Source organism: Xenorhabdus sp. BG5 (assembly GCF_015163665.1).
Classification (GTDB): Bacteria; Pseudomonadota; Gammaproteobacteria; order Enterobacterales; family Enterobacteriaceae; genus Xenorhabdus.
Genome location: NZ_JADEUG010000021.1, coordinates 1 through 26,327, shown reverse-complemented (window position 1 = coordinate 26,327; position 26,327 = coordinate 1). Strand labels below are relative to the sequence as shown.

Below are 26,327 nucleotides of genomic sequence, written 5' to 3'. Positions count from 1 at the left end.
TAAAAAATTAAAGGATAGGTAACTAATGTTACTTAAGCTGTTGTTATTTGCCTAGCTTTTAGGCGAACAAGTACTCGCTCGAATGATCAATTCTGCCTCCAATAATCTTGAACCTTTAGAAACCAAACGGCCTTGAAGTTGTTCCAGCAATAACAGAATAGAATGATATCCAATCTCATAACGGGGGTGTTCCACCGTGGTCAGGGCTGGTTCGCAGTATTGCGCCAGATTTAAATTATCGAAACCAACAACAGAGAGATCTTCTGGTAATTTTAATCCCATTTTTTTAGCTTGCCACATTGCACCCATTGCCATGACATCACTATGGCAGAAAATAGCGCTTGGAGGCTCTGGCAGGGTAAGCAGGGTTTCTGCTAATGTCGCTCCGCTTTCATGGGTGAAATCACCGCGGATAATATATTCTTCGCGAATTTTTCCCCCTGTGCGTCGCAATGCCTGGATATAACCTTGCAAGCGATAATGGCACAGTGGCATGGTTTCCGGTCCGGTAATGCAGGCAATGCGTTTGTGTCCCAGTTTTTGCAAATGATGAGTGGCATTAAAGGCGGCTGTCAGGTTGTCAATATGGACAGTGGGTAGTTCCAGTTGTGGGGTGAATTCATTGGCCATCACCATGGGAGGCAGGTTTTTCTGTTCTTCTTTGGAAACATCGAAAGGAATGTTGGAACCCAGTAGCACCATGCCATCAATGCGTTTGGTGATCAGAAGATTGATAAACGCATGTTCTTGTTGCTGTTGATGCTTGCAATCACCAATCAGAACCAGGTAACCATGTTCAGTGGCGGTTTCTTCAATACCCCGAATAACCTCAGTAAAGAAAGGATCACTGATATTGGGCACAAGAACCAAGATGGTTCTGGATACATTACGCCGTAAATTTTTGGCCAGATTGTGGGGATAATAACCTACTTCCAACACCGCATTCTCGACCTTCTGGCGTGTACGGGTAGAAACCTTGTCAGGATTCATTAATGTTCTTGATACAGTTGCGGTAGAAACACCCGCTACTTTGGCAACATCTTTCATGGTTACCAGCGCGCACTTCTTTTTTTCCATAGTTCACTCCTCACTCTCCATAGGCAGCGAAACGATTGCTATCCGGCTGCTAAAAAACGCCAGTCTTGCCTGAGAAGGACGTGCTGGCGGATTGTTTTCTACAGTTATATTAATAAGTTCATTTTAAGCTGATTAACCGATCCATCTGTTACTTTGTTTACATAAAAAGTGTGATATGAATCATTTTTTAGAGGTACTTCGCAAATTAAAGAAATAATTATCAACTTTCGCTGGGATCAACATCAATATTCCATTTCACTTTACGTGCTTGTGGCAGTGTAGTGATTTGAGGATAGATTCCGGCCATCATTTTCTGGAGAAAAATGCGGGAAGGGTGTTGAATCATCAACTGCCAACGATAACGACCGCCACGTTTAGCCTGCAATGCGGGTACTGGCCCCATGATCCATAAATGATTATCAGATTGTGCATGATATTCAAACAGTTGACGCATTTGTTGCAAAAATGCGGGGGCTTGCTGATTGTCGTGATCTTCTGCGCGGAGCAGGATATGGCTCACAAAAGGTGGCAGGTGAACTTGCTGACGCTCTTCCATCGCTTGCTGGGCAAAAGCATCGTAGCCTTTCTCCAACAATATTTGCAAAAGTGGATGCTCAGGATGGTGGGTTTGCAGGACAACTTCTCCCCGCTTTCCGGCTCGTCCTGCCCGACCGGAAACTTGGGTATAGAGTTGGGCAAAACGTTCGGCGGCCCGAAAATCAGCAGAAAACAAGGCACCATCGACATCCAGTAAGGCGACCAACGTAACATCGGGGAAATGGTGGCCTTTCGCCAACATTTGCGTACCAATCAAAATGCGGGCGCCACCTTGGTGGACTTCGGCCAGTTGCTGTTCCAGTGCTCCTTTGCGGCTAGTGGTGTCACGGTCGATACGGGTAATCGGAGTATTGGGAAACAATTTTGTAATGCCATCTTCAAGCTGCTCAGTGCCTAAGCCAACGGGAATTAAGTTAGTGGTGCCACATTGCGGGCATTGCCGTGGGATGGGGCGCTGGCTGTCACAGTGATGGCAACGCAGGTGGTGATGATTTTGGTGTAGGGTGTAATAGTGATCACAGCGTTGGCATTCTGCTATCCAGCCGCACTCGTGACAGAGCAGGGCAGGAGAATAACCACGGCGATTCAGAAATAGAATGACCTGATTGTCAGCTTTGAGGTGTTCACCCATGCGATTGATGAGTGGCTGGGATAATCCAACCGTCAATGGCAAGCCTTTCAGATCTAATAAATGCTGAGTGGCTACTTGGGCGTGGCCTGCCCGTTGAGTTAAGGTGAGTTGGCGATATTTCCCCTGTTGTACATTATATAGTGTTTCCAGCGCGGGGGTGGCTGAACCCATAATAATCGGAATGCCTTCTTTTTTCGCCCGGAACACCGCCAGATCACGGGCATGATAGCGCCAGCCTTCTTGCTGTTTGTAAGAGCTGTCATGTTCTTCATCGATAATAATGACACCCAGATGAGCAAAAGGGGTAAACAAAGCCGATCGTGTACCGATAACGATAGCATTTTCCCCTCTTTTCGCCCTCAGCCAAACTGTCAGCCGTTCGCTGTCATTCAAGGCTGAGTGCAGAACATCAATGGGAGCGTTGAAACGTTCCCGGAATCGGCGGATAGTCTGTGGAGTTAAGCCAATTTCTGGCACTAAAATGAGGGCCTGTTTACCTTGTGCAAGAATGTTCTCCAGTACACTGAGATACACTTCTGTTTTACCCGATCCCGTGATTCCCGCCAGTAGCCACGGAGAAAAGGTTTGATCTTCTGCACGGATGGCGCCTACCGCAGTAGCTTGTTCTGTATTGATCTTTAACCGTTCGCCGATAGTTTTAAAATGCTCACGCCAATTTTCCGCTTCTGGTTGGATGGGATGCAAGGCAATCAGTGATTTCTTTTTCAGTGATTGCAGTGCGCTTTCACTTAATTCCAATTCAGAGACTTGGTGACGGTAAACGGGGCGTTGGCGCAAAGCGGCCAACGCCTTTTGTTGTTTGGCGGATCGCTTGAGTTGTGTAAGCGGGAGTTCACGGCCTGCCTCAGTGACTTGCCATTGCCAGAGTGGGGAAAATTCTGCCGGTTTTCCCTGCCGTAGCAAGACAGGCAAGGCATGGAACAAAACTTCGCCCAGCGGATAGTGATAATAGCTGACGGCCCACTGAAGTAATTGCCAGAGATCGTTAGGAAAAAGGGGATGGACATCAAGAATGCTGGTAATGGATTTGAGTTGTTCAGGAGGAAGTTCGCTGCTGTCTGCGATACCAGTGACGATACCTATCGCATTACGCTTACCAAAAGGCACGAGTACTCGAACACCTATAGCGGGTAAAGGTAACCCTGTAGGCAGTAGATAATCAAATGTGCGGGTTAGGGGAACAGGCAATGCAACCTGGACAACTGTCATAAGGCGATTTCCGGATAATTAATGACCAGATGAAGGAACGTATAAAAGAACATATAGCGATAAGGGTATCATAGCAAATCGGCAGATTTCATTGCGCAATAAACAGATATTCTGTATGATCCGCCGCCTTTGGTATAGAAATTACCGATACATATTTTTTTATCAACACGACGTGTGGTGTCTGGCAGCAAAATAAGGCTGGATAGCGACACGGCCTGAACAGAGGTTTCCCATGAAACAAGGTATCCATCCTAAATACGAAGCAATTACTGCAAATTGCTCTTGCGGTAATGTAATCAAAATCAACTCTACTGTAGGTCACGATCTGAACCTGGACGTCTGTGGTGCATGCCACCCGTTCTACACCGGTAAGCAGCGTGATGTTGCGACTGGTGGTCGTGTTGATCGCTTTAACAAACGTTTCAGCGTTCCAGGTACTAAGAAGTAATGACTTTTTCCTGTCTGTCATCTATACAGGCCGGATAGTTAAAACAAAAACGCCCGATGCGAAACATCGGGCGTTTTTGTTATTAATATTCCCATGTATCAGGATCAATGCCTCGCTCACGCATCATGATTTTTGCTGCTTCCGGGATTTCATCATGGCGTTCTTTACGCAAATCATTATCATTAGGCAGAGGTTGTCCAGTGAACGCATGCAGAAAAGCTTCACACAGCAATTCACTGTTTGTTGCATGACGCAGATTGTTCACCTGACGACGAGTGCGCTCATCAGTCAGGATTTTCAATACCTTTAGCGGGATTGAAACTGTAATTTTTTTGACCTGTTCACTTTTTTTGCCATGTTCAGCATAAGGGCTGACATACTCACCATTCCACTCAGCCATGAGATACCTTAAATAATTTTTGAATCAAGTAATTGAGATTAGAAATTGGAAGGAATTTCTGATCTGTTTTCATGTCGATAATGAAGTAGTCTAACATAATTAGCCTGTCGACTATATTGCCCCACCCGTACTAATTTATAAAAAATAACCAGAAGACATATAAAGTGTAATGACAGTCATGGAATTGTGATATTAAACCGTAAAATAATTTGGATGTCTAGATGTATTGACGTCTATCTTTCCAGTCGTTATTCTTGCGTGACGCTAATAATAACGATGATGGGGAAAGGTTATGGGATGTAAGCAAGCGACAATTGCGGTTCACAGTGGTTCAAATGTTGATGAACAATATGGTTGTGTTGTTCCGCCTATCTATCTTTCCAGTACATATAACTTTACCGGTTTCAATGAACCCAGGGTTCATGACTACTCACGCCGTGGCAACCCTGGCCGTGATGTTGTCCAACAGGTTTTGGCCGAGCTGGAAGGGGGCACGGGCGCAGTCATGACCAGCAGTGGCATGTCAGCGATTCATCTGCTCTGTACCGTATTTCTGAAACCAGGGGATTTATTGGTAGCTCCTCATGATTGTTATGGCGGTAGTTACCGCCTGTTTGACAGTCTAAGCAAGCGTGGTGCATACAAGGTGATTTTTGTGGATCAGTCAGATGAACAAGCGTTGAAACAGGCGTTGGTCAAAAAGCCCAAACTGGTGCTAATTGAAACACCGAGTAATCCTCTGTTGCGGATTGTTGATATTCAATACATTTGTGAATTGGCCCATGAAATTGGGGCATTGGCTGTGGTCGATAACACTTTCTTAAGTCCTGTATTGCAAAAGCCATTGGAGTTGGGGGCAGATTTAGTGGTGCATTCTTGCACGAAATATTTGAATGGGCACTCTGATCTGATTGCGGGCGCTATTATCGCTAAGGAGCCATCCATCGCGGAAGAGTTGGCTTGGTGGGCGAACAATATTGGCGTGACGGCTGCGGCCTTTGACAGTTATCTGCTACTGCGTGGCATTCGTACATTATCTGCCCGCGTACTGCTCCAACAAAACAATGCTGTTGCCATTGTGGATTATCTGCAACAGCAATCCCAAGTGAAAAGGCTCTTCTATCCTGCGTTGGAAAACCATCCGGGGCATGAAATTGCGGTTAAGCAACAACAAGGTTTTGGGGCGATGCTCAGTTTTGAACTGGATGGTGATGAACAGGCCATGCGTCGTTTCTTATCTACGTTAAAATTATTTACCTTGGCTGAATCTCTCGGTGGTGTGGAATCGTTGATTTCTCATACTGCAACCATGACGCACGCGGGAATGTCGGCAGAAGCAAGGGCTCAGGCAGGGATTACGAATTTGCTTCTTCGTGTCTCTGTAGGAATTGAAGATAGTCAGGATTTAATTGCTGATCTGGATAATGCGTTTCAGGCAGCAGCAACGAGGTAATCATGAGTACACGGGTAACAGCGGGGACGGAATCTGGCCGTCAGTTACATAAATTTGGTGGTAGCAGCCTGGCTGATGTGAAATGTTATCAGCGGGTTGCTGAAATTATGGCGAACTACAGCCTGCCGGGTGATTTGATGGTGGTATCGGCCGCGGGGAGTACAACCAACCAGTTGATTGATTGGCTTAAATTGAGTCAGAGTGACCGGATATCAGCACATCAAATACAGCAGTCTTTACGGCGTTACCAGCAAGAATTGATCCGTGGTTTGTTGCCCGAAACAGTTGCAGAAGAACTGAACGCCATGTTTATCGCTGATCTGGAAAGATTGAGCGTATTGTTGGATAAGCCTGTCACCGATATTACATACGCCGAAGTTGTCGGTCATGGGGAAATCTGGTCTGCCCGTTTAATGGCGGCGGTGCTGGAAAATCAGGGTATCCCCAGCGCATGGCTGGATGCGCGTCAATTCCTGCGGGCAGAGCGCATTGCTCAGCCACAAGTTGATGTCAGTTTATCTCAACCTCTGCTTAGCCAATTACTGATCCAAAACCCCAATAAGTGTTTAGTGGTTACCGGTTTTATTTCCAGTAATCAGAAGGGAGAAACGGTATTGTTGGGGCGCAATGGCAGCGACTATTCTGCTACCCAAGTTGGGGCTTTGGCGGGAGCTAAAAAAGTCACAATTTGGAGTGATGTTGCGGGGGTTTACAGTGCCGATCCGCGTAAAGTTAAAGATGCCTGTTTGTTGCCGTTGCTGCGTTTGGATGAAGCCAGCGAATTGGCACGTTTGGCCGCGCCTGTTCTCCATACCCGAACATTGCAGCCGGTTTCTCTCAGCGATATTGATCTGCAATTGCGTTGCAGTTACCAGCCTGAACAGGGTTCCACCCGGATTGAACGGGTGCTGGCAACGGGAACAGGGGCAAAAATTGTCACCAGCCATGATGATGTTTGTCTGATTGAATTGCATGTTTCTCCAGCCCACGATTTCAAGCAAGTCCATAAGGACATTGATTCTTTATTGAAACGCGCCCAAATCCGGCCATTGGCAACAGGGCTGCACGCAGATTGCAACCTGCTCCAACTTTGCTATACCTCTGAGATTGTGAATAGCGCCCTGGATGTTTTGCAGGATGCTCCCTTACCCGGCAAAATTTCTTTGCGTGAAGGTTTAGCGTTGGTGGCGTTAGTGGGGGCAGGTGTATGCAAGAATCCGCTACATAGTCATCGTTTTTATCAACAATTAAAAGATCAGCCGGTTGAATTTATCTGGCATGCAGAAGATGACATTAGTCTGGTTGCTGTACTGCGTTTGAATCAGACATCGCATTTGATTCAGGGATTGCACCAAAGCCTGTTTAGGGCAGAAAAACGCATCGGTTTAGTGCTGTTTGGCAAAGGAAATATTGGTTCCCGATGGCTAGAGTTATTTACCCGTGAACAGAAGAACATTTCCGCTCGCAGCGATTTTGAATTTATTCTGGCGGGTGTCGTCGATAGTCGCCGGAGTTTACTGAATTATCAGGGCATTGATGCCAGTCGGGCATTGGCCTTCTTTGATGATGAAGCGACTGAACATGAAGAAGATGCGCTGTTTTTATGGATGCGGGCACATCCTTATGATGATTTAGTTGTACTGGATGTTACGGCAAGTGAAGAATTGGCCAAAGAGTATATTTACTTTGCCAGTTATGGATTCCACGTTATCAGTGCCAACAAAGTTGCCGGTTCTTCCGACAGTAATACCTATCGTATGATCCGCGATGCCTTTGCAAAAACGGGGCGTCATTGGTTATACAACGCCACAGTGGGTGCAGGGCTGCCTATTAATTATTCCGTCAGGGATCTGCGGGAGAGCGGTGATACCATTCTGTCCATCAGTGGCGTTTTTTCCGGCACATTATCCTGGCTGTTTTTGCAGTTTGATGGTTCTGTACCTTTCAGTGAATTAGTAGAACAAGCATGGCAACAAGGGTTGACGGAACCTGATCCGCGTATTGACCTTTCTGGTCAGGATGTGATGCGTAAATTGGTTATTCTGGCGCGCGAAGCGGGTTATGAGATAGAACCTGATCATGTGCGGGTTGAATCTTTGGTGCCGACAGAGGCTCGGTGCGGTTCTATCGAAGAGTTCTTTGAAAACAGTGCCGCCATTAATGAGCAAATGCGGCAACGGTTGGAAGCGGCACAGGAAATGGGCATGGTACTACGATATGTCGCTCGTTTTGATGCCAGTGGCAAGGCAAAAGTGGGTGTGGAAGCGGTGCGTAGCGATCATCCATTGGCTTCACTACTGCCGGCGGATAATGTTTTTGCGATAGAAAGTCGCTGGTATCGTGATAATCCGTTAGTCATCCGTGGGCCAGGTGCGGGGCGAGATGTCACCGCGGGGGCAATCCAATCGGATTTAAATCGTCTGTCGCAACTTCTGTAGCCTATATCTCTGTAGGAGAGATATTGAGCAATCAGGCGTTAAAATTCACCTAAGTTGTTTGTTTTCTGATATGAATAGAACGTTAGAGATAAACAGAAGAATACGCTCTACAGCAAAACATGAAATAGTTAGACAAAAAATAGGGTAAGCCAATCCATTGGTGAAATAGGTGACATACAGCAACACAAGGCCAGGAACCACATGAATCAACAATATTCCGCAATGCGAAGTAATGTCAGTATGCTCGGTAAGTTGCTGGGCGATACAATTAAGGAAGCTTTGGGAGACAATATTCTTGATAAAGTTGAAACGATCAGGAAGTTATCTAAATCATCCCGTGCAGGTAATGAGGTTCACCGTCAGCAGCTTTTATCGACGCTGGAAAATTTATCCAATGATGAATTATTACCTGTGGCCCGTGCGTTTAACCAGTTTTTAAATCTGACTAACGTTGCCGAACAATATCACAGCATTTCTCCGCACGGCGAAGCGGCAAGTAACCCGGTCGCGCTGGCAGCACTGTTCAACCGGCTCAAAGACAAACAATTCAGTAATGATGATTTGATCAAGGCGGTCAATGAGTTGGCGATTGAATTAGTTCTGACCGCTCATCCGACAGAAATTGCCCGCCGTACCCTGATTCATAAGTTGGTTGAAGTTAATGGCTGTCTGGCACAGCTTGATCATGATGATTTGGCCGATTATGAACGCAATAACATCATGCGCCGATTGCGTCAGTTGATTGCCCAATCATGGCATACTGATGAGATCCGTAAGAACCGTCCCACCCCAATTGATGAAGCAAAATGGGGTTTTGCTGTGGTTGAAAACAGCTTGTGGGAAGGTGTGCCAGCATTCCTGCGTGAATTCAATGAACAACTGGAAGAATCCATTGGTCATAGCTTGCCGGTGGAAGCCGTGCCAGTACGTTTCATCTCTTGGATGGGGGGCGATCGTGATGGTAATCCTAACGTTACCGCCGAAATTACCCGTCATGTCTTATTACTAAGCCGTTGGAAGGCTGCTGATCTGTTCCTGAAAGACATTCAGGTTTTAGTTTCTGAACTCTCCATGTCAGAATGTACGTCTGAACTTCGTCAAATGGCGGGAGGTGAGCATGTTTTAGAGCCTTACCGTGAAATTGCCAAACAATTGCGCACGCAATTAAGTAACACGCTGGCTTATCTGGAAAAATGTCTTAAAGGCGAGCAAGCCCTGCCACCCGCGGATCTACTCCTGCATAACGAACAATTATGGCAACCGCTATATGCTTGTTATCAATCCCTGAAAAATTGCGGTATGGAAATTATCGCAAACGGGCAATTGCTGGATACTTTGCGTCGCATCCGTTGCTTTGGTTTGTCTTTAGTGCGTATTGATATCCGTCAAGAAAGTACCCGCCATCGTGATGCGATTGCTGAACTGACGCAAGATCTGGGAATGGGGGATTATGCGAGCTGGCCTGAAGCCGAAAAACAGGTGTTTTTGCTGAGAGAGTTGCAATCAAAACGTCCCCTGACCCCGCGTGATTGGCGACCAAGCGCAGAAACTCAAGAAGTTTTCGATACCTGCAAGATTATTGCTGAATCCTCACAAGATTCGATTGCAGCTTATGTTATTTCCATGGCGAAAGTGCCTTCTGATGTTTTGGCAGTGAAATTATTGCTGAAAGAAGCGGGATGCCCATTGTCATTGCCTGTTGCGCCGTTATTTGAAACCCTTGATGATTTGAACAATGCAGAAGATGTGATTCGGCAACTATTAGGGGTTAAGTGGTATCGCGATCTGATTAAGGATAAGCAGATGGTGATGATTGGTTACTCCGATTCAGCCAAAGATGCAGGCGTGATGGCGGCGTCGTGGGCACAATATCGGGCACAGGATGCATTAATCAAGGTGTGTGAAAAAGAAGGCGTGACACTCACTCTGTTTCACGGACGTGGTGGCACGATTGGCCGTGGTGGTGCTCCAGCCCATTCGGCTTTGCTCTCCCAACCGCCGGGCAGCCTGAAAGGCGGGTTTCGGGTAACGGAACAGGGGGAAATGATCCGTTTTAAATTTGGTTTGCCGCAGGTCACGATCAGCAGTCTGGCCTTGTACGCCAGTGCGATCCTGGAAGCAAACTTATTGCCACCACCAGAGCCGAAACCGGAATGGCAGCAGATTATGGATACACTCTCTGATGTTTCCTGTGACATGTATCGTGATTATGTCCGTGAGCAACCGGAATTTGTGCCTTATTTTCGGGCAGCAACACCGGAACAAGAGTTGGCAAAACTGCCTTTAGGTTCACGGCCAGCTAAACGGCGTCCGACCGGAGGCGTTGAAAGCTTGCGAGCGATCCCGTGGATATTTGCCTGGACGCAAAACCGGTTGATGTTGCCGGCATGGTTAGGCGCTGGTGCGGCGCTGCAACGGGTGATCGATGCCGGTAACTTGTCAGTTTTAACGGATATGTGTCGTGATTGGCCCTTCTTCAATACGCGTATTGCCATGTTGGAGATGGTGTTTGCTAAAGCAGATCTGTGGTTAGCAGAATATTACGATCAGCGTTTGGTCGAACCTAAGTTGTGGCCATTAGGCGTCAAATTGCGTAATCAACTTGCAGAGGATATCGAAACGGTATTGACTATTTCGCAGGATGAACAACTAATGGCAGATTTGCCGTGGATCGCTGAATCTATCGCTTTACGTAACGTGTATACCGATCCGTTGAACGTACTACAGGCCGAATTATTACAGCGCTCTCGTCAGCAGGAAAATCCTGATCCGCATCTTGAACAAGCGCTGATGGTGACGATTGCTGGCGTTGCGGCAGGAATGCGTAATACAGGATAGTTTAACTATTTTTTAATCATAGAAGCCGAATAGGAAATTGTTCGGCTTTTTTGGTGTTAACAAGGGCGTACTCCCAATGTATGGCAGATGGCATAACTCAATTCTGCCCGATTCAGGGTATAAAAATGAAAATCTTTCACGCCTTCACGACTGAGAATTTTCACCATGTCCATTGCGATAGAGGCGCCAACTAAGTTGCGACTTTCCGGATCATCATCTAACCCTTCAAACATTCTGGTCATCCAGCTTGGGATACGAACATTAGTCATTGTGGCAAATCGTTGCAATTGACGGAAATTCGAGACCGGTAAGATCCCCGGTACAATTTCCACATCAATCCCAGTTGCGACGCAACGATCACGAAAACGCAGATAACTTTCCACATCAAAAAAGAATTGGGTAATGGCGCGATTGGCTCCGGCATCAATTTTACGTTTTAAATTGATCAGGTCTGCCTGTGCACTTTTCGCTTCTGGATGCACTTCTGGATAAGCGGCAACGGAGATATCAAAATCCGCTTCTTTTTTTAATAGCTCAACTAAATCAGCACCATACATTTCTGGCTTGCAACCGTTAGTCGGTAAATCACCACGTAATGCCACAATATGGCGAATACCGTTTTGCCAATAATCATGAGCAATGCTGCTCAGTTCTTCACGGTTGGCATCAATACAAGTTAGGTGTGGGGCTGCATCAAGGCCGGTTTTTTCTTTAATACCCTTGATAATGCTATGGGTGCGATCACGTTCGCCAGAGTTGGCACCATAGGTAACAGAAACAAATTTAGGTTTCAGTTTGCTCAAGCGATCAATGGATTTCCACAGGGTTTGTTCCATCTCAGCCGTTCTGGGTGGAAAGAATTCAAAGGAAACACGAATTTGACCTTCAAGTTCAGCCAGATTCTGGTTCAGCGCTTCTCGCTGATTCGCGTGAAAAAAACTCATACCCTGTGCCCTCATGAACATGTTTTTAGATGTTTAAGTGTTTAAATGTCTATCCGTTTAGATGTCCAAATAGAATGGGCGAAGCAGAGTTTTTAGTCAATCGAGAAATGGCTTATTCCCAATGAGGAATATTCAAAGTGATCAGGAAAGAAATTCATGTTGAGGAATGAGCAAAAAACCCCGATGTATCCACCGAGGTTATGGAGTTGGCTGGGATAGTAGTGCGTATTTTAACCCGCTTTCAAACAAAAATTCTCCACAAGCTGTGAAAGTAGCGTCCTTGTTGGCTCAATAAATGCCATATCTAAAAATTCATCGGGCTGGTGCGCTTGTTCAATTGATCCCGGTCCTAAGACCAAGGTCGGACACAACGCCTGTATAAAAGGTGCTTCCGTACAGTAATTAACGGTATCTGCTTTGGTTCCCAACAGTTTTTCAATCACGCCGACCAGTTTGTGGTCTGTCGGACATTCATAGCCCGGAATAGGGGGATGAAGTTCTGTTACGTTCAGGCGACCAGGCCAGCGCTGTTTGACGGGTTCTAGTGCGTCATGCAGCAATCCATTTAAATCCTGCAAGGTCAATCCGGGCAGCGGTCGGATATCCATATGCAGCTCGCAGCAGGCACAAATACGATTTGCAGCATCACCGCCATGAATATGGCCGAAATTCATGGTTGGGTAAGGGATGACGAATGCCGGATTGTGATAGCGCTCTTGTAAGGTGTGGCGTAGTTTTATGAGCTGGGTAATGGATTCGTGCATCAGATCAATGGCATTGACGCCCCGTGCCGGATCGCTGGAATGCCCGGATTTTCCTTCAATGCGGATAGCCTGGGCGATATGCCCTTTATGGGCGCGGATTGGCTGTAATGATGTGGGTTCGCCAATGATGGCAAAATCAGGCCGAATATGGGTATTGGCAGCAAAGTAACGTGCACCTGCCATTGATGTCTCTTCGTCAGCGGTGGCCAGAATATAAAGGGGATGCGATAGCTTGCTGACATCGATATCCCGTAACGCATCAACGATAAAGGCAAAGAAGCCTTTCATGTCAGCCGTCCCAAGCCCATATAATTTGCCATCGCGCTCAGTCAGTGTGAAGGGATCTTGTGTCCAGCGCCCCTCATCAAAAGGAACGGTATCTGTATGGCCACATAGCAGCAAGCCACCCGAACCACTGCCCAATGTTGCCAGCAGATTGAATTTACCTCTGGTTTCAGGGACGCTTTGAATTTCAATGGCAAACCCGATCTCTTTTAGCCATTCCGCCAGCAGATTGATAACAACTTCATTGCTTTGATCGCGTTCAGCATCGGTTGCGCTGATAGAAGGAGCCGCAATGAGCTGATGATATAATTTAATAAAAGACGGTAATTTAATATTCACTGTTGACAGCCCTTACTCATAATAGTATCAATATTCATGCAAATTAATTGCATATAAATGCAACAAAGTCATTGGATTAATATTATTGGGTTAATACTATAAGGTGAATAAATCCCATGTTGAATACGCTGATAGTTGGTGCCAGTGGTTATACCGGAGCTGAGTTAGCAGCATATCTGCAACGTCATCCCCATGTCCATCTCTCCGGCTTGATGGTTTCTTCTCAAAGTTTAGATGCAGGGAAATGTTTTTCAGAACTTCATCCACAATATCAGGGTATTGTGGATTTGCCCTTACAACCGCTGACTGATGTGATTGAGGCGGCAAAAGGGATTGATGTGGTCTTTCTCGCCACAGCCCATGAAGTTAGCCATGATATTGCCCCGATATTTCTGGCAGCAGGTTGTATCGTGTTTGATTTATCTGGTGCCTACCGCGTACAAAATACACAGTTCTATAAAAAATACTACGGATTTGAACATAAAAATACGCAGTGGTTGGAGCAAGCCGCATATGGGTTGGCAGAATGGCAAGCCGAGAAAATCAAGCAAGCACAATTGATTGCCGTTCCCGGCTGTTACCCTACGGTTTCCCAACTTTCCTTGAAACCGTTGCTTGAACAAGATTTATTAGATACAGAACATTGGCCTGTTATCAACGCTGTCAGTGGTGTCAGTGGCGCTGGCCGAAAAGCATCGATTGCCAATAGCTTCTGTGAAGTGAGTTTGCAACCGTATGGTGTTTTTAACCATCGTCATCAACCTGAAATCACCACACATTTAGGTACAGAGGTGATTTTCACCCCTCATTTGGGCAATTTCTCACGCGGTATTCTTGCCACAATTACCTGTAAGTTGAAATCTGGTGTGACAGAAGCACAAATTAGGGAAGCTTATCAACAGGCATATCATGATAAGCCGTTGGTACGGTTATATAGCAAAGGCGTTCCCGCGTTGAAAGCTGTTGTTGGTTCGCCATTCTGCGATATTGGTTTTGCTGTTCAGGGGCAACATCTGATCATCGTAGGAGCTGAGGATAATTTGTTGAAAGGGGCAGCGGCACAAGCAGTACAGTGCATGAATATTCGTTTTGGGTATGAAGAAACTCAGGCATTACTTTAACTTCTAAAATAACTGAATGCCGAAAAATTAAAATTCCTACAGAGAGTAATACCGACAGAGGATAAATCCGATGGAGCCGTTAGTTATCAAGTTGGGTGGTGTGTTATTAGACAGTGAAGAAGCGCTGGAACGGTTATTTACCACATTACAGTTATACCGAAAAACACATAAACGTCCGTTGGTTATTGTACACGGTGGTGGCTGCTTGGTTGATGAGCTGATGCAACGATTGCAGATGCCTATTTTGAAGAAGCAAGGCCTGCGGGTTACCCCTGAGGATCAAATTGACATCATTACGGGGACGCTAGCCGGAACTGCCAACAAGAAATTGCTGGCGTGGGCAACAAAGTATCGTTTGCCTGCCATCGGGTTATGTCTGGGTGATGGGGGGATGGTTAAAGTTTCTCAGCTTGATGAAGAGCTTGGTCACACTGGAAAAGCTCAGCCAGGAATACCTGATCTCCTGCAAATTTTGCTGGATGTAGGCTATATGCCGATTATCAGTTCGATTGGTATTACTGAGCAGGGTGAATTGATGAATGTGAATGCGGATCAAGCGGCGACGGCTATTGCACAAGTGCTGAATGCAGATTTGATCTTGTTGTCCGATGTCAGCGGTATTCTGGATGGGAAAGGAAAAAAAATCCCGGAAGCCACGGCAGAGCAGATCGCGCAGCTTATCGATCAAGGCATCATCACCGACGGCATGATAGTGAAAGTGAATGCGGCGTTAGAGGCGGCAAAAACACTCGGACAACCCGTAGATATTGCGAGTTGGCGTCATGCAGATCAATTGATTGCGTTATTTAATGGCATACCTATTGGCACACGAATTTTGGCGTAATTGAACGTGTATTTACCGAACTGATGTTTTTACTAAAATTAAAAAGGTTACCCCTATGACTAAAAGCATTAAGAAAATCGTTTTGGCATATTCAGGTGGTTTGGATACATCTGCCATTATTCCGTGGTTGAAAGAACATTATGGCAATTGTGACGTGATTGCGTTTGTCGCTGATGTCGGCCAAAGTCGTGAAGATCTGGAGGGTGTGGAACAGAAAGCATTACGTTCCGGTGCTTCCGAATGCCATGTCATTGATCTGCGCGAAGAGTTTATCAAAGAGTATGTTTATCCTGTGTTAAAAACCGGCGCCCTGTATGAGGGAAGTTATTTGCTTGGTACTTCAATGGCCCGTCCAATTATTGCCAAGGCACAAGTTGAGCTGGCTCTGAAAGTAGGAGCGGATGCCGTCGCTCATGGCGCAACAGGTAAAGGTAATGATCAGGTTCGGTTTGAAAGCACTTATACCGCGTTGGCACCCCATCTGAAAGTTGTGGCTCCGTGGCGGGAATGGGATCTGCGTTCCCGTGAGGCGCTGCTGGATTATTTAAAAGTTCGTGATATCCCGACAACTGCAACGCTGGAGAAAATCTATAGCCGTGACGAAAATGCGTGGCACATTTCGACCGAAGGTGGGGTTTTGGAAAGCACGTGGAATGCTGCCAATAAAGATTGTTGGGTGTGGACAGTGGAGCCAGAAGAGGCGCCCAATGAACCGGAATATATCACGGTGACGGTTGAAAGAGGTGACGTGGTTGGCGTGAATGGTCAGGCGCTTTCACCTTATCAATGCCTTGATGAGTTAAATAAGTTAGGAGCCAGGCACAGCATTGGCCGGATCGATATCGTGGAAAACCGTTTAGTAGGCATGAAATCCCGCGGTTGTTATGAAACTCCGGGGGGAACCATCATGATGGAAGCACTGCGCGGTATCGAACAACTGGTTTTAGATCGTGATAGTTTCAAATGGCGTCAACAACTGGGGCTGGAGATGTCTTATGTGGTTTATGACGGCCGTTGGTTTGCGCCATTGCGTCAATCAATTCAAGCGGCAGCAGAAATGTTAGCGGCCAGTGTCAGCGGTGAAGTTGTCCTGAAACTTTATAAAGGGCAGGTAACGGCAGTGCAGAAAAAATCAGCCAATAGCCTCTATTCTGAAGAATTTGCCACTTTTGGCGAGGATGAAGTTTACGATCACAGCCACGCAGAAGGGTTTATTCGCCTCTATTCGCTTTCTTCACGCATTCGTGCACTGAATAGCAAAAAGTAATTTTGGGGTGTTCAACTTTTGTACGTATTAAACTTCAAGTTGCAATTTACAACACGCTATGAAACCTGATATCTCCCCCGCGAAGCGGGGAGATATCACACGTATCTTGAAGTGAGATTGGTATAGTAATGAATAACGGTTAGAAAAACAGGAACGATATTATGGCACTTTGGGGTGGGCGTTTCAGTCAGGAAGCCGATCAGCGCTTCAAGCAATTTAATGATTCACTGCGTTTTGATTATCGTTTGGCTGAGCAGGATATTATGGGCTCGGTTGCGTGGTCAAAAGCGTTGGTTACGGTAGGCGTGTTCACTGCCGAAGAGCAGCAAAAGTTGGAACTAGCCTTAAATGAGTTACTGGATGAAGTGCGAACCAACCCCAAGGCCATTTTGCAAAGCGATGCGGAAGACATTCATAGTTGGGTTGAAGGGCAACTTATCACGAAAGTGGGCGATTTGGGTAAGAAACTCCATACGGGACGTAGCCGTAATGATCAGGTCGCAACTGACCTGAAATTATGGTGCAAAGATCAGATTGTCCACATTCTGACAGCATTAGTTGAGTTGCAACAAGCATTGGTATTCACTGCTGAAAATAATCAGGATGCAGTCATGCCAGGTTATACCCATTTACAGCGGGCGCAACCTGTCACTTTTGCCCATTGGTGTTTGGCCTATGTGGAAATGCTTAATCGTGATGAAAGCCGACTGCAAGATGCATTAAAGCGGTTGGATGTCAGCCCGTTGGGATGTGGGGCATTGGCAGGAACGGCTTATGATATTGATCGTGAGCAACTGGCGTCATGGCTGGGTTTTGCCTCAGCGACACGCAATAGTCTGGATAGTGTTTCGGATCGTGATCATGTTTTGGAGCTACTGTCGGATGCGAGCATTAGTATGATTCATCTTTCGCGTTTTGCTGAAGATTTAATTTTCTTTAATAGTGGAGAAGCTGGCTTTATTGAATTGTCGGATCGGGTAACTTCCGGCTCTTCCTTGATGCCGCAAAAGAAAAACCCAGATGCGTTGGAACTTATCCGCGGCAAGTGTGGACGGGTGCAAGGCGCATTGACGGGGATGATGATGACCTTAAAAGGGCTTCCTCTCGCCTACAATAAAGATATGCAGGAAGATAAGGAAGGCTTGTTTGATGCACTGGATACCTGGTTGGATTGTTTGCATATGGCGATACTGGTGTTGGATGGCATTCAGGTAAAACGCTCCCGTTGTGAGGAAGCAGCAAAGCAGGGATATGCTAATGCAACTGAGCTGGCAGATTATCTGGTGGCAAAAGGTGTTCCGTTCCGCGAGGCACATCACATTGTTGGTGAAGTTGTTGTTGCGGCAATTGACCGAGGTAAGGCACTGGAAGAACTTTCTCTATTTGAATTGCAAAAATTCAGCAATGTCATTGCTGTGGATGTCTATGACGTTTTATCGTTGCAATCGTGTTTAGACAAGCGGCTGGCAAAAGGTGGTGTAGCGCAAGAACAAGTGAAACAAGTGATTGCTCAGGCCAAGCAGCGATTTAGCTAAAAACATCAATAATCACACGCAGTTGATAGTTTTTTCACCTCGTGGATATAATGATTTATTGGTCAATACTATCATTGATATCAAATGCTGAGGTTGGGAATGAATATCCGCGATCTGGAATACCTTGTAGCACTTGCTGAATACCGGCATTTTCGTCGAGCCGCTGATGCTTGTCATGTCAGCCAACCGACACTGAGCGGGCAAATCCGCAAACTGGAGGATGAGCTTGGCGTGATGCTGCTGGAACGCACTAGCCGCAAGGTATTGTTTACCCAACAGGGAATGTTATTAGTGGAACAGGCCAAAACGGTATTGAGGGAAGTGAAGGTCTTGCAGGAAATGGCCTCCCTTCAAGGTGAAAGTATGTCGGGGCCGTTGCATATCGGTCTTATTCCAACAATCGGTCCCTACCTCCTGCCACTGATTATTCCTGAACTGCATCAATTGTTCCCCAAATTGGAAATGTACCTGCATGAGGCACAAACCCTAAACTTGTTGGCTCAACTTGATAGTGGAAAGCTTGACTGCGCTATTTTGGCGTTGGTGAAAGAGTCCGAAGCATTTATCGAAGTGCCGTTGTTTGAAGAACCCATGAAACTGGCGGTATATGAAGAGCATAAATGGGCTGGGCGGGACAAAATTAAGATGGGTGAGCTATCCGGTGAGAAGTTATTGATGCTGGAAGATGGACACTGTTTGCGTGATCAGGCGATGGGATTTTGTTTTCAGGCGGGAGCCAAAGAAGATACCCATTTTAGGGCGACCAGTCTGGAAACTCTGCGCAATATGGTTGCAGCGGGCAGCGGGATTACATTATTACCTGATTTGTCAGTGCCGAATGAGAGACGTCGGGATGGGGTTTGCTATCTGGAGTGTTATGAACCGGAACCTAAGCGATCTGTCATATTGGTTTATCGTCCTGGCTCACCTCTGCGTGGTCGCTATGAGCAATTGGCAGAGGCGATTCGGACTAAAATGGGCAATTATTATGAAATATTAGGAAAAACATCAAAATAATCGGTTTAGCCCATTGAGTGCCGCAACACGGTAGGCTTCCGCCATTGTTGGATAATTGAAGGTAGTATTAACGAAATATTCGATATTATTGCCTTCACCTTTCTGTTCCATAATGGCCTGACCAATATGAATGATCTCTGCGGCACGTTCGCCAAAACAGTGGATGCCTAAAATCTGTTTTGTCTCACGGTGGAACAGGATTTTGATACTGCCAACATTCATACCGGCAATTTGCGCTCTTGCCAGATGTTTGAATTGGGCGCGACCTACCTCATAAGGGATTTTCATTGCGGTTAATTGCTGCTCGGTTTTGCCCACGGAACTCATTTCAGGAATGGTATAAATCCCGGTTGGGATATCTTCCACCAGATACAGGTTAGCATTGCCTGTGGTCATCGCTTTTGCAGCGATGCGTCCCTGATCATAGGCCGCAGAAGCCAAACTTGGATAGCCAATAACATCCCCCACTGCATAGATGTTTTCATTGTTGGTCTGGTAGACACGATTGACTTTCAGTAAACCTCGGCTGTCTGTTTCCAGTCCGACATTTTCTAAACCTAGCTTGTCTGTATTACCTGTTCTGCCATTGGCATACAACAGGCAATCCGCTTTGACTTTCTTGCCGGATTTCAGGTGAACAATAACACCATCATCAACGCCTTCAATTTTTTCATATTCTTCGTTATGACGGATGACCGTGCCACTATTCCAAAAATGGTAGGAAAGGGCATCAGACATTTCTTGATCAAGAAACGACAGAAGATGATCGCGGGTATTGATCAAATCCACCTTAACACCCAATCCGCGGAAAATGGAGGCATATTCACAACCAATCACGCCGGCACCATAAATAATGACATGGCGAGGTTCGTGATCCAGTTGCAGTATGGTATCGCTGTTATAAATACGGGAGTGGGTGAAATCGACGTCAGGAGGACAGTAAGGGCGGGAGCCGGTGGCAATGATAATGTTGTCTGCGCTCAAGATATCAACACTATCATCGGCATAACGCACACTTACCCGATGTTCATCAATGAAAGTGGCTTCTCCTGCAAACATTCGACAACGGTTACGTTCATAAAACCCTTGACGCATCTTAGTTTGCTGGTTAATAACGACTTCAGCATGGCGCAGAATTTCTGAAAACGAGGAACGAAGAATGCGGGAGTTATCACTGTAGAGGGGATTTTGATTAAATTCGATAATACGACTAACAGCATGGCGGAGAGCTTTCGACGGGATTGTACCCCAATGAGTACATCCACCACCGACATTATTATAACGTTCTATAACAGCAACGTTTTTGCCTTGTTTTACTAACCCCATTGCTGCTCCTTCCCCGCCGGGACCAGAGCCAATCACAATGGCATCAAAATGAGTATGTTGCATAGAGGAAAGACCTGTTTTTACACAAAATAACAACGCTATCTTAACATTACTTGATGCAATAACCCAATGAGCATAAGGTTTTTATCTCATTGTTTAGAAATAGATCAGGAAAACATCGAATAATATCTTTAAGAGAACAATCACAGCAAACTTAGCAGAATCTGTTATATTTGCCCGATTAGAGTCGAGATAGATCAGGATTGTTGTGAGTAACGTAACCGGCGTTAGAGCAAAACAGAAAGAAAAAACCCGCCGCTCCCTGATTGAGGCGGCATTCAGCCAACTCAGTGCTGAACGCAGTTTTACCAGCCTGAGCCTACGGGAAGTGGCTCGCGAGGCGGGTATTGCACCGACTTCTTTTTATCGACATTTTCGTGATGTGGATGAACTGGGGCTGACGATGGTGGATGAAAGTGGTTTGATGCTGCGTCAGTTAATGCGTCAGGCCCGTCAGCGTATTGCCAAAGGTGGTAGTGTCATCCGTACTTCGGTTTCAACCTTCATGGAGTTTATTGGCAACAATCCTAATGCGTTCCGGCTGTTGCTGCGTGAACGTTCCGGTACATCGGCTGAATTTCGTGCTGCTGTAGCACGGGAAATCCAACATTTTATTGCCGAATTGGCAGACTACCTTGAGCAAGCCAGCCATATGCCACGCCATTTTACTGAAATACAAGCAGAGGCGATGGTGACAATCGTGTTCAGTGCAGGTGCAGAAGCGCTGGATATTGATGAAGAAAAAAGACGTCGTCTCGAAGAGCGTTTGGTTTTGCAACTCCGCATGATTTCCAAAGGCGCTTATTATTGGTATCGTCGTGAGCAAGAAAAAAGCACCGTATCTAAAGCGATCCCTAAAACCTCTGAATAATAATGAAAGGAGAATAATACGATGGAACAATACCGCCAAGATAAAAGCACAATGTTGCTGGCTCTTATCGTTGGAATGGCAACACACGGAACTTTCTCAACATTTTTTAATTCATTTGTCCCTTTTTCTATTTTCCCTCTTATTGCACTGGCACTTTCTTTGTATTGTCTTCATCAACGTTATTTGAATTATCCAATGGCAGAAGGATTACCGAAACTGGCCGTGGGATGCTTCTTCTTAGGCATGTTTGTGTATAACGCATTCATTCGAATGGAATATCCAGCAATTGGCTCTAATTTCTTGCCTGTCGTTATTGGTACTGTCTTGGTGTTTTGGATCTACCTAAAGATGAAAAAGCGTAAGCAGCAAGCAGTGCTTACTTCAGAAAGCCAAAGCTAATCGTTTTTATCGAGAATGGTTCAATAAAAAACGCCACAAAATTGACCCTGCGGCGTTTTTGTTTTTAATGACGACTAAGTTCTTTTTTCCAGCAGGACACCGCACTCCATATGATGGGTATAAGGGAATTGGTCAAAGAGCGCCAGTTGGCTGATTTCGTGGGTCTGTGTTAGCGTCTCCAGATTTTGGCAGAGCGTTTCTGGATTGCAGGAAATATAAAGAATACGTGGATACGCTTGAACCATTTTTAGCGTTTCTTTATCCAGTCCGCTGCGCGGTGGGTCAACAAAAATGGTTTCACATTGATAACTGCTTAAATCAATTCCTTGCAGTCGGTTAAACTCACGCTCTCCGTTCATCGCCTGGGTAAATTCTTCCGCTGACATGCGGATAATCTGTACATTATCAATTTTGTTCGCTGCGATATTAAATTGGGCGGCAGCCACTGAAGGCTTGGCTATTTCTGTCGCTAATACCCGTTCAAAATTCTGCGCCAATGCCAGAGAGAAATTACCATTACCGCAATACAGCTCAAGCAAATCACCTTTCGAGCCTTTGGTGATATCAATTGCCCATTCCAACATATGAACATTGATATTGGCATTCGGCTGTGTGAAGCTATTTTCAACCTGACGATAAGTCATTGTCTTGCCTGCAACAGGCAACACTTCATCAATATAGTCATGGTCAAGCATGATCTTGGTTTTTGCTGCGCGTCCAATAAGTTGCACATCAAACCCTGCTGTGGTGAGTTGGGTACGCAGAGCAGTTGCATGTTCACGCCATTCATCCCCTAGTTTTTTGTGGTAAAGCAGAGAGACAATGATTTTGTTACTACGGGTAGAAAGGTAATCCACCTGAAACAGTTTATGGCGTAATACGGAATTGTCTTTTACGCCAGCAATGATGGCCTGCATCATTTTATTGATTAGCTGATTGGCAACTGGAAATTGATCAATGCGGATACGCTTTTTCGTCTGCTGATCGAACATAATGTGGTAGAGATCATCTTCCTCATGCCAGATACGGAATTCTGCGCGCATTCTGTAATGTGATGCCGGGGAACGGAAAACTTCAGGCTCAGGTGCGCTAAAGGGGAGCATCATTCCTTTTAGACGATGAACTTTCTCCATCAATTGGTTTTCATAATTTTCCGTTGGCAAGGCATTCTGCATTATCGGGTTCTCGTATGGTCGCGTTAAGAAAAATTTCCGAGCGGCATTGTAGGGCAAGTGTAAAGGATGTCCAGTTTTCTGGTTTATCCGCGCTTTTTTTGATAGAGAGGCATTCTGGACACGCTAAAGTCTTCATCGTAGCATGATGCTTTATAGTTAAATATAGATAGCCAGGTACCACACTCATTCTCATCACAAATCTTATGGCAAATAAAAAACAGATTCTTCTATCTGCTGCATCCTTGGCAGTATTTTCTGGTTGGAGCCATTTTGCAGTGGCAGATAATCAGGATACGTTGGTGGTTACAGCCAATCGCTTTAAGCAGCCGATTTCTTCGGTTTTGGCGCCAACGACGGTAGTGACTCGTGAAGATATAGATCGTTGGCAATCCAGTAGCTTAGTTGATGTTTTGCGCCGTTTGCCAAGTATTGATATTGCGCAGAATGGTGGTATTGGACAGCACTCTTCTTTATTTGTTCGTGGTGCGAACTCAAATCATACACTGGTGCTGGTGGATGGGCTTCGTTTGAATCAGGCTGGCATTACCGGTGCCGCTGATTTTAGCCAGATCCCAATCTCAATGGTGCAAAAAATAGAATATATCCGTGGTGCGCGTTCTGCCGTATACGGTTCTGATGCCATTGGTGGCGTGATCAATATCATCACAAAACGGGAACAACGCGGCACAACACTGAATGCGGGGATCGGCTCAAACGGATACCAGAACTATAATGGTTCAACACAGCAAAAACTCGGTGAGAATACTCTATTAACCACAGCCGCAGGGTATACCTATACCAAAGGGTTTGATGTGATAGTTGATGGTAAAATGGGGGGATATCGTCAGCCAGATCGCGATGGTTTTATGAGTAAAATGCTGTGGTTGGAAATAGATCATAAAATAAATGCGCAAATGAGCGGGTTTGCTCGAGCCTATGGATTTAATAATCGGACGGCTTATGATGCATGGAACATCGGTGAAGCAGACACTCGAGAACTGTTCAGTCGTTCCTATGATGCGGGTATTCAATTTAATCAAGGCAGTTATTCTTCCCAATTCATTGTCAGTTACAGCCATGTCAAAGATTACAATTATGTTCCTAAGCATGGGCGTTATGGCACAAACTCCAGTCTGAGTGATTCAAAACAATACAATGTGCAATGGAGAAATACGTGGCAGGTTGGTCATGGTGCAATCAGTAGTGGGGTTGATTGGAAAAGAGAATGGGTTGCCGCAGGCTCCAATAACATCTCTGTACAAAAACATGTTGATAATACGGGACTATATTTAACCGCGCAGCAAAAGGTGAGGGATGTCATTTTAGAAGGCGCTGTGCGTTCAGATCACCATTCTGAATATGACTGGAATACGACGGGGCAAATCGGCATCGGCTGGGAGTTTGTTGATGGTTATCGTTTTATCACTTCGTATGGAACGGCATTTAAAGCGCCGACTTTGAATCAGCTTTATAGCAAGTGGGGAAATGAAAGTCTTAAACCAGAAAAAAGTAAGCAATGGGAAATCGGAGTTGAAGGTTTGACCGGGCCACTTAATTGGCGTTTAACTGCTTATCATAACGATATTGAACAATTGATAAATTTTGCCAATAACCGTTTTGAAAACAGTGATAGGGCAAAGATAAAGGGTGTTGAGTGGATGGGAACAATGGAGACTGGCTTATTCCAACATCAACTCACATTACAGTTCATTGACCCGCGTGATGGTAATGACCAGCAATTAACTCGCAGGGCTAAACAGCAAGTTAAATATCAATTGGATTGGATAGCCTTTAATGTCGATTGGGGAATAACCTATCAATATATTGGTCGGCGATATGACCAAGACTATAATACATATCCTGCGAAGACAGTGAAATTAGCGGGTGTGAGTCTGTGGGATATTAGCGCCTCATATCCGATCACTGACCACCTTACAATCCGTGCTAGAATAGCTAACCTGTTTGATAAAAATTATGAGACAGCCTATGGCTATCACACCCCAGGACGAGAGTTCTATCTCACTGGAAACTATAACTTCTAATTTAAACAAGACTGCCCGCCCAACAATTCTGATTTTTGATTCTGGAGTGGGTGGCTTATCTGTCTATCAAGAGATTCGGCAACTCTTGCCGGATCTCCACTATATATATGCTTTCGATAATGAAGCATTCCCTTACGGCGAGAAAACGGCGGAAGTGATTGTAGAAAGGGTTGTTCAGGTTGTTGATGCAATCCAGAAAAAACATTCTTTGGCAGTTGTTGTTATCGCTTGCAATACTGCGAGTACAGTCAGCTTACCCACCCTGCGTGAACGTTTTTCTTTTCCTGTTGTTGGTGTTGTGCCAGCGATCAAACCTGCGGCGAAGCTAACCTGTAATCGCGTTGTGGGATTATTGGCGACACGCGCCACAGTGAATCGCGACTATACCAAAGAATTAATTGCAAGGTTCGCTACGGATTGCCAGATGTATGCAATTGGCTCAGCTGAATTGGTCGAGTTAGCTGAACGAAAATTACATGGCAAGGATGTTTCACTAAAAGAGTTAGAGAAAATACTGAAACCGTGGCTAAGAATGAAAGAGCCACCGGATACTGTCATTTTGGGTTGTACGCACTTTCCTCTGATAGCAGAAGAAATTGCACAAGTTTTACCAGATGGAACAAGATTAATTGATTCGGGAGCGGCAATTGCTCGCAGAACGGCATGGTTGATAAAAAATCGGGAAAATTTGTTTTTAACAACTGCCGATAACTTAGCATATTGCACAAAAATCGAGCCATCAAATGAAGATCTGTGCCCTGTTTTACACAAGTTAGGTTTCTTAACGCTGGAAAAACTACCAACTTAAGTGCAATTTGGCGTAATAATCATCGGTTGGTGATTTTTTTCAAAAAAACTATTGCCAGCGCCGTAAAACGCCCTATAATGCGCCCCCACTGACCGACGCTGCGCTGAAACAGGCCGCGAAGGCCGGTGAGCGAAAAGCGAAAATAATTGCTTGACTCTCAAGGCGAACAGCGTAAGATACGCAGCCTCGCAACCCGGAAGTGACTTCCGGTTGCCAATGCTCTTTAACAAGTTAATCAGACAATCTGTGTGGGCACTCGCAAGAGACTATCGAATCGCCGAAAGGCAAAAAAGATTCAAGTCTTAAAGAGTGACTAAGCAGTTAATTCATTATGAACTAACAGTGAAATTCTTTGAGCATCAAACTTTTAATTGAAGAGTTTGATCATGGCTCAGATTGAACGCTGGCGGCAGGCCTAACACATGCAAGTCGGGCGGCAGCGGGGGAAAGCGTGCTT

At 45.6% G+C, this 26,327-nt stretch carries 20 protein-coding genes and 1 rRNA gene; 14 read left to right on the top strand and 7 right to left on the bottom strand.

The window, feature by feature from the left end; genetic code table 11:
* Positions 1-51 precede the first annotated feature (51 nt).
* Together cytR and priA are read right to left on the bottom strand one after the other, a co-directional pair.
* Positions 52-1,077, bottom strand: coding sequence for a DNA-binding transcriptional regulator CytR (gene cytR / locus IQ209_RS11920; RefSeq protein ID WP_193851509.1), 1,026 nt, complete (start codon positions 1,075-1,077; stop codon positions 52-54).
* A 220-nt stretch (positions 1,078-1,297) separates the two neighbouring features.
* The gene (priA, locus tag IQ209_RS11915) at positions 1,298-3,496 is read right to left on the bottom strand and encodes a primosomal protein N' (RefSeq protein WP_193851508.1); all 2,199 of its coding nucleotides are present in this window, start codon (positions 3,494-3,496) and stop codon (positions 1,298-1,300) included.
* Positions 3,497-3,728: 232 nt separating this feature from the next.
* On the opposite strand from priA, the gene rpmE reads away from it, so the two are divergent.
* Positions 3,729-3,944, top strand: a complete 216-nt coding sequence (gene rpmE / locus IQ209_RS11910; RefSeq protein WP_099131885.1) for a 50S ribosomal protein L31 — start codon at positions 3,729-3,731, stop codon at positions 3,942-3,944.
* A gap of 82 nt (positions 3,945-4,026) precedes the next feature.
* Here the strand turns inward: rpmE and metJ are convergent, their stop codons facing one another.
* Positions 4,027-4,344 carry a met regulon transcriptional regulator MetJ gene (gene metJ, locus IQ209_RS11905; RefSeq protein WP_074019093.1) on the bottom strand — a complete coding sequence of 106 codons (318 nt, stop codon included), beginning with the start codon at positions 4,342-4,344 and terminating at the stop codon, positions 4,027-4,029.
* A gap of 292 nt (positions 4,345-4,636) precedes the next feature.
* Between metJ and metB the strand changes: the two genes are divergently transcribed.
* From metB to ppc, 3 genes are all read left to right on the top strand, one after another.
* Positions 4,637-5,797: a cystathionine gamma-synthase gene (gene metB / locus IQ209_RS11900; protein ID WP_193851507.1), complete on the top strand. Its 1,161-nt coding sequence runs from the start codon at positions 4,637-4,639 to the stop codon at positions 5,795-5,797.
* A 2-nt stretch (positions 5,798-5,799) separates the two neighbouring features.
* Positions 5,800-8,235 (top strand): bifunctional aspartate kinase/homoserine dehydrogenase II, encoded by a 2,436-nt coding sequence (locus IQ209_RS11895; RefSeq protein WP_193851506.1) that lies wholly within the window; start codon positions 5,800-5,802, stop codon positions 8,233-8,235.
* Positions 8,236-8,436: 201 nt separating this feature from the next.
* Positions 8,437-11,073, top strand: a complete 2,637-nt coding sequence (gene ppc / locus IQ209_RS11890) for a phosphoenolpyruvate carboxylase (protein WP_193851505.1) — start codon at positions 8,437-8,439, stop codon at positions 11,071-11,073.
* Positions 11,074-11,129: 56 nt separating this feature from the next.
* On the opposite strand, the gene metF is transcribed toward ppc, so the two are convergent.
* Both metF and argE read right to left on the bottom strand, forming a co-directional pair.
* Positions 11,130-12,017: a methylenetetrahydrofolate reductase gene (gene metF / locus IQ209_RS11885; protein WP_193851504.1), complete on the bottom strand. Its 888-nt coding sequence runs from the start codon at positions 12,015-12,017 to the stop codon at positions 11,130-11,132.
* 230 nt (positions 12,018-12,247) lie between these two features.
* Positions 12,248-13,405 (bottom strand): acetylornithine deacetylase, encoded by a 1,158-nt coding sequence (gene argE, locus IQ209_RS11880; RefSeq protein ID WP_193851503.1) that lies wholly within the window; start codon positions 13,403-13,405, stop codon positions 12,248-12,250.
* Between the two features lie 116 nt (positions 13,406-13,521).
* Between argE and argC the strand changes: the two genes are divergently transcribed.
* The 5 genes from argC (at position 13,522) to oxyR (ending at position 19,189) form a co-directional block, all read left to right on the top strand.
* Positions 13,522-14,526 carry an N-acetyl-gamma-glutamyl-phosphate reductase gene (gene argC / locus IQ209_RS11875; RefSeq protein WP_193851502.1) on the top strand — a complete coding sequence of 335 codons (1,005 nt, stop codon included), beginning with the start codon at positions 13,522-13,524 and terminating at the stop codon, positions 14,524-14,526.
* Between the two features lie 70 nt (positions 14,527-14,596).
* Positions 14,597-15,370, top strand: coding sequence for an acetylglutamate kinase (gene argB, locus IQ209_RS11870; protein ID WP_193851501.1), 774 nt, complete (start codon positions 14,597-14,599; stop codon positions 15,368-15,370).
* Positions 15,371-15,425: 55 nt separating this feature from the next.
* Positions 15,426-16,637, top strand: coding sequence for an argininosuccinate synthase (locus IQ209_RS11865; RefSeq protein WP_193851500.1), 1,212 nt, complete (start codon positions 15,426-15,428; stop codon positions 16,635-16,637).
* Between the two features lie 161 nt (positions 16,638-16,798).
* A complete protein-coding gene (gene argH / locus IQ209_RS11860; protein WP_193851499.1) occupies positions 16,799-18,172 on the top strand; it encodes an argininosuccinate lyase in 1,374 nt (457 codons plus the stop codon).
* A 99-nt stretch (positions 18,173-18,271) separates the two neighbouring features.
* The gene (gene oxyR / locus IQ209_RS11855) at positions 18,272-19,189 is read left to right on the top strand and encodes a DNA-binding transcriptional regulator OxyR (RefSeq protein ID WP_193851498.1); all 918 of its coding nucleotides are present in this window, start codon (positions 18,272-18,274) and stop codon (positions 19,187-19,189) included.
* On the opposite strand, the gene sthA is transcribed toward oxyR, so the two are convergent.
* Complete coding sequence (gene sthA, locus IQ209_RS11850; protein ID WP_193851497.1) at positions 19,181-20,578, bottom strand: Si-specific NAD(P)(+) transhydrogenase; 1,398 nt, start codon at positions 20,576-20,578, stop codon at positions 19,181-19,183. The two genes, oxyR and sthA, sit on opposite strands and share 9 nt — an antisense overlap.
* A 205-nt stretch (positions 20,579-20,783) precedes the next feature.
* Here sthA and fabR point away from each other — a divergent pair, with 205 nt between their 5' ends.
* Entirely contained in the window at positions 20,784-21,446 is a 663-nt protein-coding gene (fabR, locus tag IQ209_RS11845; RefSeq protein WP_193851496.1) for an HTH-type transcriptional repressor FabR, read from the top strand.
* Between the two features lie 21 nt (positions 21,447-21,467).
* On the top strand, positions 21,468-21,845 hold the full coding sequence (locus tag IQ209_RS11840; RefSeq protein ID WP_193851495.1) for a YijD family membrane protein: 378 nt from the start codon (positions 21,468-21,470) through the stop codon (positions 21,843-21,845).
* Positions 21,846-21,919: 74 nt separating this feature from the next.
* Here the strand turns inward: IQ209_RS11840 and trmA are convergent, their stop codons facing one another.
* On the bottom strand, positions 21,920-23,020 hold the full coding sequence (trmA, locus tag IQ209_RS11835) for a tRNA (uridine(54)-C5)-methyltransferase TrmA (RefSeq protein ID WP_193851494.1): 1,101 nt from the start codon (positions 23,018-23,020) through the stop codon (positions 21,920-21,922).
* Positions 23,021-23,223: 203 nt separating this feature from the next.
* On the opposite strand from trmA, the gene btuB reads away from it, so the two are divergent.
* The 3 genes from btuB to IQ209_RS11820 form a co-directional block, all read left to right on the top strand.
* Complete coding sequence (gene btuB, locus IQ209_RS11830; RefSeq protein ID WP_193851493.1) at positions 23,224-25,062, top strand: TonB-dependent vitamin B12 receptor BtuB; 1,839 nt, start codon at positions 23,224-23,226, stop codon at positions 25,060-25,062.
* The gene (gene murI / locus IQ209_RS11825; RefSeq protein ID WP_193851492.1) at positions 25,007-25,870 is read left to right on the top strand and encodes a glutamate racemase; all 864 of its coding nucleotides are present in this window, start codon (positions 25,007-25,009) and stop codon (positions 25,868-25,870) included. The genes btuB and murI overlap by 56 nt, the downstream gene beginning before the upstream one ends.
* A 368-nt stretch (positions 25,871-26,238) precedes the next feature.
* Positions 26,239-26,327: ribosomal RNA gene (locus IQ209_RS11820) — 16S ribosomal RNA — on the top strand; the annotation flags it as partial.

Bases quoted from the DNA above. Each gene is read 5' to 3' on its own strand.
- cytR (WP_193851509.1), bottom strand. From the start codon at position 1,077: ATGGAAAAAAAGAAGTGCGCGCTGGTAACCATGAAAGATGTTGCCAAA.
- priA (WP_193851508.1), bottom strand. From the start codon at position 3,496: ATGACAGTTGTCCAGGTTGCATTGCCTGTTCCCCTAACCCGCACATTT.
- rpmE (WP_099131885.1), top strand. From the start codon at position 3,729: ATGAAACAAGGTATCCATCCTAAATACGAAGCAATTACTGCAAATTGC.
- metJ (WP_074019093.1), bottom strand. From the start codon at position 4,344: ATGGCTGAGTGGAATGGTGAGTATGTCAGCCCTTATGCTGAACATGGC.
- metB (WP_193851507.1), top strand. From the start codon at position 4,637: ATGGGATGTAAGCAAGCGACAATTGCGGTTCACAGTGGTTCAAATGTT.
- IQ209_RS11895 (WP_193851506.1), top strand. From the start codon at position 5,800: ATGAGTACACGGGTAACAGCGGGGACGGAATCTGGCCGTCAGTTACAT.
- ppc (WP_193851505.1), top strand. From the start codon at position 8,437: ATGAATCAACAATATTCCGCAATGCGAAGTAATGTCAGTATGCTCGGT.
- metF (WP_193851504.1), bottom strand. From the start codon at position 12,017: ATGAGTTTTTTTCACGCGAATCAGCGAGAAGCGCTGAACCAGAATCTG.
- argC (WP_193851502.1), top strand. From the start codon at position 13,522: ATGTTGAATACGCTGATAGTTGGTGCCAGTGGTTATACCGGAGCTGAG.
- argB (WP_193851501.1), top strand. From the start codon at position 14,597: ATGGAGCCGTTAGTTATCAAGTTGGGTGGTGTGTTATTAGACAGTGAA.
- IQ209_RS11865 (WP_193851500.1), top strand. From the start codon at position 15,426: ATGACTAAAAGCATTAAGAAAATCGTTTTGGCATATTCAGGTGGTTTG.
- argH (WP_193851499.1), top strand. From the start codon at position 16,799: ATGGCACTTTGGGGTGGGCGTTTCAGTCAGGAAGCCGATCAGCGCTTC.
- oxyR (WP_193851498.1), top strand. From the start codon at position 18,272: ATGAATATCCGCGATCTGGAATACCTTGTAGCACTTGCTGAATACCGG.
- sthA (WP_193851497.1), bottom strand. From the start codon at position 20,578: ATGCAACATACTCATTTTGATGCCATTGTGATTGGCTCTGGTCCCGGC.
- IQ209_RS11840 (WP_193851495.1), top strand. From the start codon at position 21,468: ATGGAACAATACCGCCAAGATAAAAGCACAATGTTGCTGGCTCTTATC.
- trmA (WP_193851494.1), bottom strand. From the start codon at position 23,020: ATGCAGAATGCCTTGCCAACGGAAAATTATGAAAACCAATTGATGGAG.
- btuB (WP_193851493.1), top strand. From the start codon at position 23,224: ATGGCAAATAAAAAACAGATTCTTCTATCTGCTGCATCCTTGGCAGTA.
- murI (WP_193851492.1), top strand. From the start codon at position 25,007: ATGGCTATCACACCCCAGGACGAGAGTTCTATCTCACTGGAAACTATA.